The organism is Providencia sp. PROV268 (genome assembly GCF_028477805.1).
Classification (GTDB): Bacteria; Pseudomonadota; Gammaproteobacteria; order Enterobacterales; family Enterobacteriaceae; genus Providencia; species Providencia stuartii.
Genome location: NZ_JAMPLW010000025.1, coordinates 67914 through 84442, shown reverse-complemented (window position 1 = coordinate 84442; position 16529 = coordinate 67914). Strand labels below are relative to the sequence as shown.

13 protein-coding genes and 1 riboswitch are annotated in these 16529 nt (G+C 42.4%); of the genes, 9 read left to right on the top strand and 4 right to left on the bottom strand.

Annotated elements, in window-relative coordinates:
• Nucleotides 1-252 precede the first annotated feature (252 nt).
• From PR699_RS16980 to thiB, 4 genes are read right to left on the bottom strand one after another with little or no spacing between them, the layout of a single operon-like run.
• The gene (locus tag PR699_RS16980) at nucleotides 253-2604 is read right to left on the bottom strand and encodes a DNA polymerase II (protein WP_004924981.1); all 2352 of its coding nucleotides are present in this window, start codon (nucleotides 2602-2604) and stop codon (nucleotides 253-255) included.
• A 53-nt stretch (nucleotides 2605-2657) separates the two neighbouring features.
• Entirely contained in the window at nucleotides 2658-3365 is a 708-nt protein-coding gene (thiQ, locus tag PR699_RS16975) for a thiamine ABC transporter ATP-binding protein ThiQ (RefSeq protein ID WP_004924979.1), read from the bottom strand.
• Nucleotides 3349-4962, bottom strand: coding sequence for a thiamine/thiamine pyrophosphate ABC transporter permease ThiP (thiP, locus tag PR699_RS16970; protein WP_014657660.1), 1614 nt, complete (start codon nucleotides 4960-4962; stop codon nucleotides 3349-3351). The genes thiQ and thiP overlap by 17 nt, the downstream gene beginning before the upstream one ends.
• Nucleotides 4938-5942 carry a thiamine ABC transporter substrate binding subunit gene (thiB, locus tag PR699_RS16965; protein WP_014657661.1) on the bottom strand — a complete coding sequence of 335 codons (1005 nt, stop codon included), beginning with the start codon at nucleotides 5940-5942 and terminating at the stop codon, nucleotides 4938-4940. Before thiB ends, thiP begins: the two co-directional genes overlap by 25 nt.
• Nucleotides 5943-6001: 59 nt before the next feature.
• Nucleotides 6002-6100, bottom strand: a riboswitch (TPP riboswitch).
• 113 nt (nucleotides 6101-6213) lie between these two features.
• On the opposite strand from thiB, the gene rppH reads away from it, so the two are divergent.
• From rppH to recC, 9 genes are all read left to right on the top strand, one after another.
• Nucleotides 6214-6747 (top strand): RNA pyrophosphohydrolase, encoded by a 534-nt coding sequence (gene rppH / locus PR699_RS16960; protein WP_004924973.1) that lies wholly within the window; start codon nucleotides 6214-6216, stop codon nucleotides 6745-6747.
• A 4-nt stretch (nucleotides 6748-6751) separates the two neighbouring features.
• Nucleotides 6752-8998 (top strand): phosphoenolpyruvate--protein phosphotransferase, encoded by a 2247-nt coding sequence (gene ptsP, locus PR699_RS16955; RefSeq protein WP_014657662.1) that lies wholly within the window; start codon nucleotides 6752-6754, stop codon nucleotides 8996-8998.
• 75 nt (nucleotides 8999-9073) lie between these two features.
• Complete coding sequence (lgt, locus tag PR699_RS16950) at nucleotides 9074-9976, top strand: prolipoprotein diacylglyceryl transferase (protein ID WP_004924969.1); 903 nt, start codon at nucleotides 9074-9076, stop codon at nucleotides 9974-9976.
• A 183-nt stretch (nucleotides 9977-10159) separates the two neighbouring features.
• A complete protein-coding gene (locus tag PR699_RS16945) occupies nucleotides 10160-11011 on the top strand; it encodes a thymidylate synthase (protein WP_014657663.1) in 852 nt (283 codons plus the stop codon).
• Nucleotides 11012-11279: 268 nt separating this feature from the next.
• The gene (locus PR699_RS16940; RefSeq protein WP_004924961.1) at nucleotides 11280-11765 is read left to right on the top strand and encodes a prepilin-type N-terminal cleavage/methylation domain-containing protein; all 486 of its coding nucleotides are present in this window, start codon (nucleotides 11280-11282) and stop codon (nucleotides 11763-11765) included.
• 9 nt (nucleotides 11766-11774) lie between these two features.
• Nucleotides 11775-12362: a prepilin peptidase-dependent protein gene (locus PR699_RS16935; protein ID WP_004924958.1), complete on the top strand. Its 588-nt coding sequence runs from the start codon at nucleotides 11775-11777 to the stop codon at nucleotides 12360-12362.
• On the top strand, nucleotides 12359-12802 hold the full coding sequence (locus PR699_RS16930; RefSeq protein WP_004924954.1) for a YgdB family protein: 444 nt from the start codon (nucleotides 12359-12361) through the stop codon (nucleotides 12800-12802). The genes PR699_RS16935 and PR699_RS16930 overlap by 4 nt, the downstream gene beginning before the upstream one ends.
• A complete protein-coding gene (locus tag PR699_RS16925) occupies nucleotides 12799-13176 on the top strand; it encodes a prepilin-type N-terminal cleavage/methylation domain-containing protein (RefSeq protein ID WP_004924951.1) in 378 nt (125 codons plus the stop codon). The genes PR699_RS16930 and PR699_RS16925 overlap by 4 nt, the downstream gene beginning before the upstream one ends.
• Nucleotides 13154-16528 carry an exodeoxyribonuclease V subunit gamma gene (gene recC, locus PR699_RS16920; protein ID WP_014657664.1) on the top strand — a complete coding sequence of 1125 codons (3375 nt, stop codon included), beginning with the start codon at nucleotides 13154-13156 and terminating at the stop codon, nucleotides 16526-16528. The genes PR699_RS16925 and recC overlap by 23 nt, the downstream gene beginning before the upstream one ends.
• Nucleotide 16529 lies beyond the last annotated feature (1 nt).

Genomic DNA, 16529 nt, shown 5'->3' with positions numbered 1-16529 from the left:
GACAATTATTGTTAATTGTCTCGCAAACATAGTGTAGAAACGAAGTGCGAGATACCAAAGGGGCGTTATATTAATTCAAGCAAGGCTTATCGTCACCTGTTAAAAAAACAACAATACCAAAGCAATAGTGTTTCTCACTATTGTGCTATCAGGTATTTTCCCTTTTGATTCTAGCAATGAAGGTTTTCAACCAGAAGTTTGGTTGATGGTTTCCCATTTTAGCAAAAAATTGAGTAAAAATTAACCCCAATCTTAAAAGAGTAAAGTTATCTGACCCGTTAAAATAGTATCAAAATCATCTTGTAAAAAAGGTAAAATGGCGTCGGCAATAGGCTTTATCTGCTTCAAAATATAGTGCTCATAGTCAGGCTTTGCCGTGATAATTTCTAAAGGCTCAGGCCCCGCGAGAGTGATGATATAGCTTATCCATCCCCCATTTTGATACTGTTGTGGGCGCTGTTGTTGTAAATTGTATTCATCGGCTTTGCGAGCGGCTCTTACATGAGGCGGCACATTACGTTGATAATCAGATAATTTGCGGCGTAGACGCTTACGGTAAACAAGGCGTTCATCGTATTCGCCATTACGAATCGCTTGCACATAGTCACGGATAAATTCGCGGTAGGGTTGCCGATGAAAAATACGTGTATACAGCTCTTTTTGAAACAATTGTGCTAGCGGGGTCCAATCGGAGCGGATTGTCTCTAATCCCCTAAACACCATTTTATCCCCACTAAGTCCAGCATAACGCTTTTTACTGCCTGACTCGGAACCTCTAATAGTCGGCATTAAAAAACGTCGATAGTGGGTTTCGTACTCTAACTCAAGCACCCCTTCTAGCTGCCATTCATCCCGCAAATGCTGTTTCCACCAATTATTCACGTAATCACGCAGCTCGAAGCCAATTCTTTGTGCTTGCTCCTGTGTATGGGCTTCTTTCAACCAGACAAAAGTGGAGTCAGTATCCCCATAAATTACTTGATAGCCTTTGGCTTCGATTAATTGCTTGGTTATTTTCATGATCTCATGACCCCGCATGGTAATGGATGCGGTAAGACGGGGATCAAAAAAACGACATCCTTCAGCACCAAGGACGCCAGCAAAGGCATTCATAATAATTTTAAGTGCCTGAGATAATGGCGCATTACCTTCTCGTTTGGCTTTATCACGGCCTTGCCATATATGGCTGACAATATCAGGCAAACAGTGTGTTTTACGTGAAAACCAAGCTTGACGAAAACCGCGAACGGAATGTTGCTGATCAGGGTGAGCTAACCCTTCAATCATACCGGCAGGATCAATCAAAAAAGTACGAATAATCGAAGGGTACAAACTTTTATAGTCGAGTACTAATACCGAGTCATATAAACCGGGCTGTGAATCCATCACAAAGCCCCCGGGATTATGTTGTAGCTTTTGCTCTGTCAGGTTTGGTGCCACAAACCCTAAGCGATGCAGGCGGGGAATGTATAAATGTGAAAATGCCGCCACGGAGCCACCCATACGATCTACCGCCAGCCCAGTGACAGTCGAGCGTTCTTGCAAGAAAGCCATTAAATCGGTTTTTTCAAAAATACGATGGACTAATAGGCAGTCTTGAATATTGTAGTGAGCCAACGCGGGCTTATCATGATGAAAGCGGCGATTGATCTCATCCATACGGTCATAAGGGCTGTCAATGGCTTTCCCTTCACCCAGTAAATCTTGCGCAACAAACTCAAGACTGAATGAGGGAAAGTTCCATGTCGCTGCTTTGAGCGCATCTATGCCATCAATAATTAAACGACCTTCTGCCGAAGCAAAAAATACACCTTGTTTGAAGCCATGTTCACGCCACTCCAGCTTTTTCCCTTGGCGACCAAGCTGGAGTGGGATGCCATAACGTTCGGCGTGCTTTTGGAGTACATTTAAATCGAATTGGATGAGATTCCAGCCAATAATGGCATCGGGGTCATACTGTTGTAGCCATTCATTCAGTTTATCAAGCAATTGTGGGCGGCTATTCACATAAACAAGCCGATGGGTATTGTTGAGTGCAGAGCCTTGCTCTGGCCCTAACATAAAAACCACATTATCACCGCAGCCGGATAACCCAATTGAATATAATTCACCGTATTGGCTGGTTTCTATGTCTAACGATACAGCTTTAATCAGTGGACGATAGCTATCACAAGGTTTGAGTTGGTATTCACCTTGCTGATTTTGTGAAAACCATACAGGCGCAGTGATAAAACGCTCCATAAGATAGCGCTCGCAGGGGCGAATATCCGTTTCAAGCAATTCAATACCGAGTTCTTGGCAGCGTTTATCCAGATTTTGTAATTGGCGATATTGTTGACAATAAATAGCCGCAACTTTTTCACGACGAAAATCGGATAACTCAACGGGGCGATAGGATAAGTTTGCTTGTTCATCAAGCAGAGGTTTGATCGCCGGTAGTGATGAAAGGGGAACAAAAGCGATGGCTTGTTGCAGAGGAACCGTCACTTTACGAGGGCCATTATCAGTGATAAGCCAATAGCTAACCTCAACCCCATGGCGGGTGTCTTTCCAATGACGACTTAAAATAAAGCCTTTTTCAGCAGGAGACATAAATTGAGGCATAGAGAGGCTCGCATCAATAATTAACAAGCCTACTATACGACATGGGTGGGGTTTTATACAGTATTTTTTGTTATGCCTAATAATTCAGAGGCTGAATTACTACCTGATAACAGTGTTTTGGTACAGCCGTCATACGCCACAGCACCTTCATGAATCACTAGCGTTCTTGGGGCGATTTGTAGTGCATCTTCAATATTATGCGATACCATGACCAGTGTGATATCTCGTGATTGGCAGATCTCATCAAGGAGTAATAGCATCTCATTGCGTAAGGCGGGATCGAGAGCTGAAAAAGGTTCATCCAATAAGAGGATTGGCTGCTGGCGGATCAAACAGCGAGCCAGTGCAGCCCGCTGGCGTTGCCCCCCTGATAATTGGGCGGGTAACCTATCAAGAAACTCATCGAGGCTAACTTGCGTAGCAATTAATTCAACCTGTTGTATTTGTTCTCGGCTTAACCGCAGCCCCGGATGTAACCCTAATCCAATGTTTTGTCTGACCGTTAAATGAGCAAATAGGTTATTTTCCTGAAATAACATCGAAACTGGGCGTTTGGCAGGAGGCGTGAAGGTATGATCAGCCCCTGCTAGCTGAATTGAGCCGCTTTTGGCAAATTGGAAGCCACTAATAAGGCTAAGCAGTGTACTTTTGCCCGCACCGCTAGGCCCCATTACAGCAACGCGCTCGCCTACTTTGATGGAGAAATCAAATTGCATATTCAGGTTATCATATTGATAATCAATGTTATTTAACTTTATCATAATCTTTTCCTGATATACGTTCGAGTAGGCTAAATAAAGTAAAACATAATAAAAGGAGTAACATCGCTGTTACGGCACCGTCATTTGTTCGATAAGCCCCTATTTGCTGATAAAGGTAATAAGGGAGAGTACGAAAATCTTCATTACCGAATAACGCCACGACCCCAAAGTCACCAATAGAAATAACGCAAGCAAAAGCGAGAGCTTGAGCGAGGGGCTTTTTTAACGCTTTTAATTCAATGATCCGTAATCGATTGAAGCCACCAATCGCTAGTGATTGGCAAAGAGGGTTGTAGCGTTCAGCCAGATCCCGCATTGGGTTTTCTAAGACTTTTAATGCATAAGGGATGGCAAGTAGGGCATTAGTCAATATGATTAACGCATAGGGCGATTCAGGAATACCAATCGTTTCATTAAAGAGAATAAAAAAACCAGTCGCAAGTACGATGCCAGGCATGGCTAAAATCACAAGCCCACTTAATTCCATCGCTTGCCCTAATTTTATTGCATGGCGTAAGCGTAATTCGCGGCTACTCCATAACAGCATCATGGTGAGCAAGACACACAATAGGCCAGCACATAACGCGATAAATAGCGATGTGGAAGCGGCTTGCCAAAGCGCGGATTGGTTAAGAACATCCAACAAACGGCCATTAACCCCATCAGCAATAATTGCGAGCAGGGGCGGAAGCAGCAGCAAAATCGCGGCGGTGATCACAAGGGCATCTCGTACTCGGCGAAAAATATTGTCTGCGGGATCATACCAATGATTGTGTTGGCTATGACCAATAGAAAACAAACTGTTTATTTTCTGACTGAGAAACATTAATCCAACACAGAAAAATAACTGGATGAGCGCCAAAATTGCAGCACGCCCCGGATCAAAGTCGTAATTAAGAGCTTGATAAATAGCCAGTTCAATCGTCGTTGCTGCGGGGCCACCACCAAGAGCAAGAACCGTTGCAAAGCTGGCAAAACAGAGCATGAAAATTAACGCTGCGGTAGGTAGCATCTGTCTACGCAAATATGGCCACTCTAAAATACGAAATTGTTGCCACTCATTAAGCCCGAGTTGTGCTGCAATTTGCCGCTGCTCTATTGATATACTTTCGAGCGATTGCAGCAACATACGAGTAGCAAGTGGCATATTAAAGAAAATGTGGGCAAGTAAGATCCCCTTTAGGCCATAAGGGGTGAATTGGTATTCGATATCGACCAACTGAAAGAGTGATGAGAGCCAGCCTGTTTTTCCATAAACAGATAAAATACCAAAAACAGCGACAAGGACGGGTAAAACAAGCGTCATTGCACAGAGGCGTAAAAATAGCGTTCTACCGGGGAAGCGGCGTCGATAGAGCGCTCTGGCAAGGAGAATGGCAGGCAGTACAGAGAACAGCGCTGATAAAAAGGCTTGCCAAAAAGTAAAGCCGATCACATGCCATAAGTAGCGGTCGCTAAAAATCTCACTCCATGAAGTTTCAGGCGAAAAAAGCCACAGTGCACCAAAAGCCAATAGTGCAACAGACACTAATAAACCAGAGGCCAAAGCCCCCGGTATAAGTGATAAATTAATTAACGACTGACGACGGATTGCCATAAACGGACCCATGACTGACGTTCTTTGGCAACTTCTTGTGCACTAAATTGCAGTGATTTTTTAGGCACAGGAAGGACGTTATAAACTTCAGGGAGTGGTGTATCAATGACAGGATACATCCAATTAGTCGTAGGGAGTGTATTTTGGAATTCAGGCGTTAACATAAATTGTAAAAACTGCTTTGCCAGCTCAGGCTGCGAGCTATTTTTCAATCTTGCTGCAACTTCCACTTGCATATAGTGCCCTTCTTCAAATAAGGCAGCCGCATAATTATCTTTATTATCATTGAGTATTTGATAACCCGGCGATGAAGTGTAGCTAAGTACAAAGTCACCTTCGCCCTTGAGGAATAAGCCATAGGACTCACTCCAACCTTTTGTTACTGTTAGGGTTTTATTCGCTATTTTTTGCCACGCATCGGCAGATTTATCGCCATAGAGTTTTTCAATCCACAGCATTAAGCCTAAGCCGGGTGTGCTGGTTCGAGGGTCTTGGTAAATAATTTTCCATGGCTGCTCACTATTGAGTAGCTCATTCATGCTTTTGGGTGGGTTTTTGATTTTATCTGTGTCATAGATAAACGCAAAATAGCCATAGTCATATGGGATAAAAGTTGAATTATTCCACTCAATAGGTAATTTCATTGCATCAGTATTGATCTCTGCTGGCGCAAATAACCCTGTGTTCTCGGCAGAATCTATCAAGTTATTATCTAGCCCTAACACGATGTCCGCTTTACTTTTTTTCCCTTCCATACGTAAACGATTGAGAAGAGCGACACCATCTCCTAACGAAACGAGCTTAAGTTCACAATGACATTGTTTTTCGAAATTTTTTTTAATTTGTGGCCCAGGTCCCCATTCGGCAGCAAATGAGTCATAGGTGTAAACGGTTAAAGTCGGCTTTTCTGCCCATGCTATATGGGTAATACCGAGAGCAGTAAGTGCAAAGAGTGACTGAAGGAGCGATTTTTTAAACATGTTTTTTCCTGCGTTAGAGAGAAAGCACACAGGATTTGAGAGGGCACCATAACAAATTATGTTGATGGTAGCTCAAATCCCTACGCCGGCATTGCCCGGATCAGGTTCTACGGGTTAATTCTCAGCCTAAATAATGTTTGGCACCCCGTTGAGATAGACGCTATTGTAGTGTCTTTACTCATATCTGCAAACTCTATTGATATAGGTTTACCAGTTAGGGTATGTGTGAAACAATTAGTTATCTTTCAAATTTGGTTATTGAGGTAGTCTGGTGATCGATGATGATGGCTACCGCCCGAATGTAGGAATTGTAATTTGTAATCGGCAAGGGCAGGTTTTATGGGCCCGCCGCTATGGTCAACATTCATGGCAATTTCCTCAGGGAGGAATCAACCCAGGGGAATCGCCAGAACAGGCTATGTACCGTGAATTGTTCGAAGAGGTTGGCCTACAACGTAAAGATGTTAGGTTGTTAGCTTCAACTCGCAATTGGTTGCGTTACAAATTACCCAAGCGTTTGGTGCGTTGGGACACAAAACCTGTTTGTATCGGGCAGAAACAGCGTTGGTTTTTACTACAACTTCAATGCAATGAAGCAGATATAAACGTTCAGCGCAGTAAATCGCCAGAATTTGATGGCTGGCGATGGGTCAGTTATTGGTATCCTGTGAGGCAAGTGGTCTCTTTCAAACGGGAAGTGTATCGCCGTGTTATGAAAGAATTTGCACCTGTTGTCATGTCATTACAGGAACAAAAGCCAGTACAAAGACCTGCATTTACTCATCGTAGGCGTGGAGCGAGATAATATCATGTTGACGCGTCTACGTGAGATTGTTGAAAAAGTTGCCATGGCGACAAGTTTAACCGGAGCGCTAGAAGTTTTGGTCAATGAAACTTGTCATGCCATGCAGACTGACGTTTGTTCAATTTATTTGGCAGACCACTCACGTCAATGCTATTACCTAATGGCAACCCGCGGGTTAAAAAAGCCTAGCGGTGTTGCTATTCGCCTTGGTTTTGATGAGGGAGTCGTTGGTGCGGTTGGACGCCAGTCTGAGATGTTGAATCTTGCTGATATCCGTGAACATCCCGAATTTAAATACCTTCCCCAATTAAAAGAAGAGCGATTGAAAGCCTTTTTAGGTGTCCCTATCGTATATCGTCGCCAATTACTTGGGGTGTTAGTCGTTCAACAACGTGAGCGACGTTTCTTTAGCGAAACCGAAGAATCTTTTATGGTGACGCTATCCATGCAATTAGCCGTAATATTGTCGCAAGCGCAAACCAAAGGGGTGTTTGGTCAATATAGGCAAAGCCGTATTAAAGCCATTTCAGTTTCTCAGGGAATTGTCATGGCATATGGCTGGCAAGATAGCTCACAACCGTCATTCGACAGTATTTTTGAGGCGTGTGCCTTAGACCAAAATGCGGAAAAACAGCGTTTAATAACTGCGATAGAAAATGCCGCCTCAGAATGCCGCCGTATCAGCAAACGTTTTATTGCAAACTCCCAAAAAGAGAGTGCTGCGATTTTCGACCTCTACAATCATCTACTCCATGACCCTCAACTAAAAAAACGCTTATTTTCCGCAATCGAACAAGGCTCAATGGCGGAGTGGGCGGTTAAAATCGTTATTGAGGACTATGTTGAGCAGTTTTCACGCTTACGTGATCTCTACCTTCGCGAAAGAGGAGCCGATCTACGCGCGTTAGGACAGCGTTTGCTATTCCATCTGGATGACAGCTTGACTTCAATGGATCAGTGGCCTGAACGTTTTATTTTAGTGGCGGACGAATTGAGCGCGAGTTTGTTAGCTGAAATGCCATTAGAGCAACTTGCAGGTGTTATCGTGCGAGATGGCGCGACACACTCTCATTCGGCTATTTTGATACGGGCAATGGGGATCCCCGCGATAATGGGGGCGGATATTGACCCTTCATTGCTTCACAACCGCTTTTTGATCCTTGATGGTTATCGTGGTGAAATTTTCATAGAGCCTGAAAATATTGTTGCTCAGGAATATAAACAAATTATTGCAGAGGAAGATGTACTGAGTCGGCTCGCTGAAGGTGCACTTGAGCAGGAATCAGAGTTAAAAAATGGCGAGCGCGTACATATCCATCTGAATGCAGGTTTAAGCCCCCGTTATGAACAGCAGATCAATGTCGCTGTTGATGGTGTTGGGTTATACCGCACAGAACTCCCTTTTATGCTCCATAATGGCTTCCCGTCAGAGGATGAGCAGAAGCAGTTATACCAAGAGATTTTACAGTTATTTGCCGATAAGCCTGTGGTATTGAGGACATTAGACATTGGTGCAGATAAGCAATTACCTTATATGCCAATCAATGAAGAAAACCCATGCTTAGGTTGGCGAGGCATTCGCGTGATGCTAGATCAGCCAGAAATTTTCTTAATCCAGCTTAGAGCTATGCTACATGCAAATGTTGCAACACAAAACTTGCGCATATTACTGCCGATGATCACGAGTATCAATGAGGTGGATGAAGCGATCACATTGATTAAGCGGGCAAAAGAAGAAGTAAGTTTAGCAACGGGGCAAACCGTTCCTATGCCGGAAATTGGGGTAATGCTTGAAGTTCCGTCTTTACTGTTTCTTCTTCCTGAGTTAAAAAAACGGATAGATTTTATCTCAATTGGAACGAATGATCTGACGCAATATTTACTTGCAGTTGACCGCAACAATACGCATGTTGCCACCATTTATGACAACCTCCATCCTTCAATGATCCGTTTTTTAGCAAAAGTTCATGAAGAGTGTCAACGGGTTGGGATATCAGTCAGTGTTTGCGGTGAAATGGCGGGGCAACCCCTTGGGGTGATGGCGTTAATTGCATTAGGCTATCGTTCCTTAAGTATGAGTGGAAGAAGCGTACCAAGAGTGAAGTATCTTATTCGAGGGCTACAGCCTGAAAAAGTTGAGCAGCTAGTGCCTGAGCTTTTAACTGCGGAAACAAGCGACAGTATTAGGCAAATAATAAGTCTATTTATGGAGAAAAATGGGCTTGGTGGCTTTGCTCGAGGCGGGATCTAATCTGCCTTATTCACCTGCGTATGAGCTATGCTATGATGCGCTATGATTTTAGATTAACAAATAAAGTGGGGAACGATGAGTAACAGCTACTTAGCATTTCCGGAAATTGATCCCGTAATGTTCTCAATTGGGCCAGTATCACTACACTGGTATGGTTTTATGTATCTTGTAGGGTTTGTTTTCGCATTGTGGCTTGCTAGCCGCCGTGCAAGCAAACCAAATAGCGGTTGGACAAAAAATGAGGTTGAGAACTTACTCTATATTGGCTTTGTAGGTGTCTTTGTCGGTGGAAGACTCGGCTATGTTTTCTTCTACAACCTTCCTGTATTTTTAGATGACCCCCTTTATTTATTTAAGGTTTGGGATGGCGGTATGTCGTTCCATGGCGGTTTAATTGGTGTTATTTGTGCAATGATGTGGTTTGCGCATCGTACACGCCGTCGTTTTTTGCAAGTTTCAGATTTTGTCGCTCCACTGATCCCATTTGGTCTTGGCATGGGGCGGATAGGTAACTTTATTAATGGTGAGTTGTGGGGGCGTGTAACACTTGATACCCCATGGGCATTTTTATTCCCTAATTCCCGTAGTGAAGATATTCAACTTGCGGCACAAGACCCTTCATTAATCCCTATTCTAGAGCAGTATGGCGTGCTTCCTCGCCACCCATCTCAACTTTATGAGATGTTTTTAGAAGGCGTTGTGTTATTCCTTATCCTTAACTTATTTGTCCGTAAACCTCGCCCAATGGGCAGTGTTTCAGGTTTATTCTTAATTGGTTATGGTGCATTCCGCATTATCGTTGAGTTCTTTAGGCAGCCTGATGCTCAGCTAGGCTTATTCAGTGGGATCAGTATGGGCCAAATTTTATCAATACCGATGATTATTATTGGTGTGTTGATGATCATTTGGGCATATAAGTATGGTAAAAATGTTCCCGCACATAAGCCTGATAATAAAGAGCAGCAGCCAAGTAAATAAATCAATATAGGGTTGTCATACTCCAAGTAGTTAGGTTGTCGGCTAAGTTTCCTCACATTTAGCCACAACCTGAATGGTTGATTTATTTGCCGCCAAGCGGTACTTCGCGTTAGTTAAAATCTATTAATATTATAAGGTTACAGTTATCGGCAATTTTGTAGCCTATTGAGTAAGAGAGTGATTATGAAGCAGTATCTTGAGTTATGTCAGCGCATCATTGATGAAGGCCAGTGGGTTGAAAATAAACGTACAGGGGTACGTTGTTTAACTGTGATTAATGCTGATCTGGAATATGATGTTGCGAATAACCAGTTTCCATTAATCACGACCCGAAAAAGCTTTTATAAGGCAGCTATTGCCGAGCTATTAGGCTACCTACGTGGCTATGATAGCGCAGCTCAGTTTCGTGAAATTGGCTGTAATACATGGAATGCTAATGCCAATGAAAACCAAGCATGGCTAAATAATCCCCATCGAAAAGGTGAAGATGATATGGGGCGTGTATACGGTGTCCAAGGTCGCTCTTGGCAACGTCCTGATGGTTCACACCTTGATCAGCTTAAAAAGGTAGTTAATAACCTAAAAAATGGTATTGATGACCGCGCTGAAATCATTACTTTTTATAACCCCGGTGAATTTGAAATGGGGTGTCTGCGTCCTTGCATGCACACCCATACATTTTCATTATTAGGTGATACCCTCCATTTGACCTCTTATCAACGTAGTTGTGATGTACCACTAGGTTTAAACTTTAACCAAGTGCAGTGCTTTGTATTATTGGCATTAATGGCACGAATTACGGGTCATAAAGCAGGTAAGGCGTACCATAAAATTGTGAATGCGCATATTTATGAAAACCAATTGCCATTGATGCGTGATGTACAGCTGAAGCGTGAACCTTTCCCTTTGCCTTCATTATCGATAAACCCTCAAATTAAAACGTTGGAAGATATTGAAACTTGGGTTAGCACTGATGACTTCACCCTAGGGGGGTATCAGTGCCACGAAGCTATCAAGTATCCATTTACGGTATAACGCAACCTAGAGATACGTTGATAAACCAAGGCGTATGGTCATTTTGAACCGCGCCTTGGTTTTTTTTACCTTTTCCAAATTCAGTTTGTTACCTCTTTTTTTCGCCCTCATCATTTTTTGCGAAGCGCTTCCTAAAATAACGAAACAGCTATTATGAATTTCATAATAGTTTGCGAAAGGCTATGTAGAGTGAACTAATCACGCTGTTTTTATTTGCCATCGTCGACAATATTAAGTGCACATTTTGCGAAGATAATGGCGGCGATATATGGAAATTCGAATAGTGAAAGGAGAGAAAGGCTTCACGCTCATTGAGCTTTTAGTGGTGTTATTTATTTGTTCTTTAGCTTTGTTACCCGCGTTATATAACTGGCAGCAACAACAGCAAAAGCTACGCTTAATTGATGCTGCACGGCAGGTTACCGTATTTATTTACCGTCATTTGATGGAGAGTGTTTATTTAAATCGACATCGCATTTTATCGATAGCACTCTCTCAAGGAGAATGGACGTTAAGCATCAAGGAGGCCGGAGCTAGAAAATCCATTGCAGCATTAGCATCGACCCAATTTGAAGGCATTGAAATTAAAACGGCTTCTCGTTTATCTGTTGATTTTTATGGGAAGCAAGGGACTAGCCACTCTTTTCGTCTTGAATTGAAAAATGATTTTGGGCAGATCACGGTATTCATGTCAGCGATGGGGCGGATCAGGGTGTGTAGCAATGATAAACTGACTGGAATTCCGCGTTGTTGAGTTTCTCTTATGAAAATCAATGAACAACACGGTTTTTCCTTAGTTGAAACATTGATAGCAATGGCTATCAGTAGCTTAGTTTGTCTTGCTGCCATTGCTGTTCTCCCGAATTTGTTTAAACAGACTCACCAATCTTATATTCAGTATCAGGTAGATAGGGAGGTTAGGCAGGTGCTTATTAATATGGAAAAGGATTTTAGGCGTATTGGCTATTGTAGTAGTTTCTCTTGCCAAGGAGAGCCTATCAAGATCGGTGCTAAATTTTTAGGTCGTCACCCTAATTCCTGCATTATTTTCGCTTACGACCAAAATTTATCAGGTACATGGAGACCTGTCAGAGGCAGAAATAAGGAGTCTGATTTTTTTGGTTACCGGCTCAATGATAGAAAATTAGAGTCAAACCGTAATGTGATGGATTGTGATGGCAATCGGTGGTTATCCTTGTTTGACCCCTTAATGATTAAAGTGAATTCAATGAGATTTACTTGGGATCAATCACAATCAATACTTGAAATGAGCCTTGATATTGAAAGCCCTCATTTGCCTCACAAAGTGCTGCATTATCGTACCGCTGTTTTGCTGAGAAACTTACGATGAGGCGAGTTGGGGAGCAAAGAGGAAACATTGCGTTAGTCATGGTCATTGTGTTGATGACTATGGGGTTATTATTATTAAAAACCTTACATTTTTATCAAGATAATGCCCGTGATGAGTTTTTTCGTGAAAAAAACTATATCGAAGCTTTTAACCAAGCAGAATCAGCGCTAGCGTGGGGGTTAAAGCAATCTTGGCGGTTAACGACGTACAGAGGGGCAAATTGGCAATGCCAACGACCACCAACTCAAACGTGGGTGAGCTGTATTAAACATTATAAGAGTGGGCAGTTTGTTTTATCGGGCAAAGGTCTATATAAAGGGCGGCACTATGTGACGGTTTATCGTTGGGTCGCGCCTATCTCTAAAACCCAAAAAGTCAGGCCACGTATAAAAGGTTGGTTGGATTATTGCCCTGTTAATCAAAAAGGATTTTGTTCATGAGGTCGCCCACCAGTCAACAGGAAGGTTTCGCATTAATAGAATCAATGATCGCCCTCGTTGTTTTTGCTATTTTGTTAATTGCTCTGTTAAACTACAGCCAATATATTACCTTGAATTTCAATTGGATATTTCATAATTCAATAGCATTAAGAGAGTTACAGAGCAATTTGGAACGCACAACGGTGGGTGTGGTGCCCATCCCTGAAAATTCAGGGGGTATGTACCCCGATTGGCAGCTAAGCTCACAGACATTCACCGTATTAGATGGTTGTCGTGATATCAAAGTAACCCTATCAACGACTAGGCAAGCACTTTCTCTAAACCGCTGGTTTTGTAGAACAGGAGATAACAATGTTTCAGGTTTATCATTCTAATCAGTTAGAGCTGTTAAAGGAACTGATAGCTCACTTAATGGAGAATGAGCCTCTTTCTCACCCGTTCGAACAAGAGATAATCTTGGTACAAAGCCCCGGTATGTCTCAATGGTTACAGATAGAATTAGCAAAACGCTTCGGAATAGCAGCGAATATTTATTATCCATTACCGGCAACCTTTATTTGGGATATGTTTCGACGGGTATTACCGGATATACCAAAAGAGAGCGCTTACACTAAGCAGGCGATGACATGGAAGTTGATGAAAATCTTACCTGAAGTGATCGATGAAGATGAATTTGAGCCACTACGCCATTACCTTCATAATGACTTAGATAAACGTAAGCTACATCAACTTGCTGGGCGTGTCGCGGATCTATTTGACCAATATTTAGTATATCGGCCTCAGTGGATTGAAAAATGGCAACAAAATGAGCTTATTGATGGTTTAGGAACCAATCAGCTATGGCAGAAACGGTTATGGCTGCGGTTAGTTGCTTATACTGACTCACTTGGGCAATCCCCATGGCACCGAGCGAATCTTTATCAGAGCTTTATCGATAAATTGTCCACCACTCAGGGCGTACGAGATGCTCTACCAAAACGCATTTTTATTTGCGGTATCTCTTCATTACCACCTGTTTACCTGCAAGCATTGAATGCCATTGCAGAACACACAGATATCCATTTAATGTTTACTAACCCTTGCCGCTACTATTGGGGGGATATCCATAGCCACGCTTTTCTCGCAAAACTTCAAAAAAGAAAACTGCATCATTATATTGATAAGCATGAAATATCACGTTTTAAAATAGATGAGCATGCTCAAGGGTTATTTAATGCAGAGGGAGAGCAAGAGTTAGCGAACCCACTGCTGGCATCATGGGGAAAATTGGGGAGAGATAACCTCTATTTTATTTCACAAATCGATGGTGCAAATGAAATTTCAGCATTTGTGGATACCGATCGTAGTTGTTTACTAGAGCATTTGCAGCAAGACATTTTAGATCTCGAAAACCATGCTCAGCTAGGAACCACATTAACGGATTACAATACAAGTCAAAATAAGCGGGTATTAACCTTATCTGATCAATCCGTCACATTTCATTCTTGCCACAGTGCTCAAAGGGAAGTGGAAGTTTTACAAGACAAATTATTGGCGCTGTTTGAACAAGACCCCTCATTGACCCCGAGGGATATCATTGTGATGGTTTCGGATATTGATAGTTATACTCCATTTATCCAAGCCGTCTTTGGTAATACCGCGTCTAAGCGATATATCCCGTTTTCTATTTCAGATAGAAAAGCCTTACAAGCACACCCAATCTTACAGGCATTTATACTGTTACTCGACCTGCCTCAAAGCCGTTTTTCAACGGAGCAAGTACTCATATTACTTGAGGTCTCTGCTTTTGCTGCACGCTTTGATATTGATGAAAGGGAATTAGGCTTGTTACGCAGGTGGGTTAATGAATCAGGTATCCGCTGGGGATTGGATGATGACAACGTTCGCGCTTTATCGCTTCCAGTGATAGGGCAAAATACCTGGGAGTTTGGTTTAAGTCGCATGCTGTTAGGTTATGCGATGGACAGTCGATATGGCCCTTGGCATGATGTTCTACCGTATGATGAGAGTAGTGGTTTAGCTGCTCAATTAGCAGGTAAACTCGCTTTATTAGTGAATACACTAAAAGAATGGCGAACCTTACTAGACGTTGAAAGAACTCTTGATGAGTGGAAAGAGGTTTGCCAGCAGCTAATTGATAGCTTCTTTCACGTTGACGGAGATACTGAGTTAGTACTTACTCTTGTTACAGAGCAGTGGCATAAAATTATCCAAAATGCGCAGGGCTCTGGCTATGATGAACAGGTTCCTTTACGCTTAATTCGGGATGAATTGGCAGTCTGTTTCGATGAAGAGAAGATCAGCCAACGCTTTTTAGCGGGAGCTATCAATTTTTGTACACTAATGCCTATGCGTTCAGTGCCCTTTAAGGTGGTCTGCTTGCTAGGCATGAATGATGGTATCTATCCTCGAACAATTCCGCCATTAGGGTTCGATTTAATGGCAGAAAAACCAGCTAGAGGGGATAGGAAGCGTAGGGATGATGACCGTTATCTGTTTTTGGAAGCATTGAATTCAGCTGCACAACAGCTCTATATCAGTTATATCGGCTTATCTATCCAGGATAATCAGGTGTGTAACCCATCGGTATTGGTTACCGAGTTGTTAGATTATATTTGCCAGAGTTTCTGTCTGGAAGGCGATGAAGCCCTTAATATTGATGACAGCGCGATAAAATTAAAAGAGCATTTGGTGTTCCAACACAATAGAGTGCCATTTGCGAAAGAAAACTTTATAGCTAATTCACCCTATCAAAGCTTTGCGAGTGAGTGGTTACCAGCGGCCAAAACAACTTTTCAAGGGAACAAATCATTTATCTCTACCTTGGATGAACGAGAGCCAGTGACCGATATTTCGATTGAACAACTGTTACGCTTCTATCGGCACCCAATTAGGGCTTTTTTCCAGCAGCGCTTAAAAATTCATTTTACGATTGAAGAAACAGAGCTACCAGAAGATGAACCTTTTATTCTGGATAGGTTACAGCGCTATAAAGTGAATGAGCGACTTTTAGCCTTACTCATTAAAGATGAGAATCCGGCACCTTTATATCAGGCATTAAGGGCGGCGGGGCAGCTACCTGCAAAACAATTTGGTCAGCTTTTTTGGGAGCAGCAAGTTAAGGATATTGCGCCACTTGCAGAGAAGATTAAAGAGCAGAATGCACAACTATTTGATCACGTTATTGATATTCAAATTAATGGCATCAAAATTAATGGGGTATTAAAGAATATTCATGAAAAAGGGGTGTTGCGCTATCGGCCTGCCTATTTAACCGCAAATGATGGCGTTCAGCTGTGGGTTGAACACTTATTATTTAATTTTGCTATCGCTGAAGGTGAGAGTATCGCGCTTGGTAGAGAGAATAGCATTTGGCACTTTTCTAGTGTAAAACAAGACGATGCGAAAAAATACTTAGAGCAATTAATCACAGGTTACTGTGATGGGCTAAATTCACCATTATTATTGTTAAATCAAAGCGGTTGGAACTGGTTGTCCGCTTGCTTTGATAAAAAGAGCAAACAGTATGACTTTGTTTCTGAGGAGATTCAGCAAAAAGCACTGTCCGCATTAATGCAAAGTCTTCAAGGTTCTTCAATGAAAAGAGGTGAAATGGAAGACGATTATGTTTTACGAGTTTGTAGAAACATCGATCAGAACTTAATTCAGGCGCTGTTGGAAAATACTCAGCGTTACCTTCTGCCAATGGCAGAACATTTAAAATAAA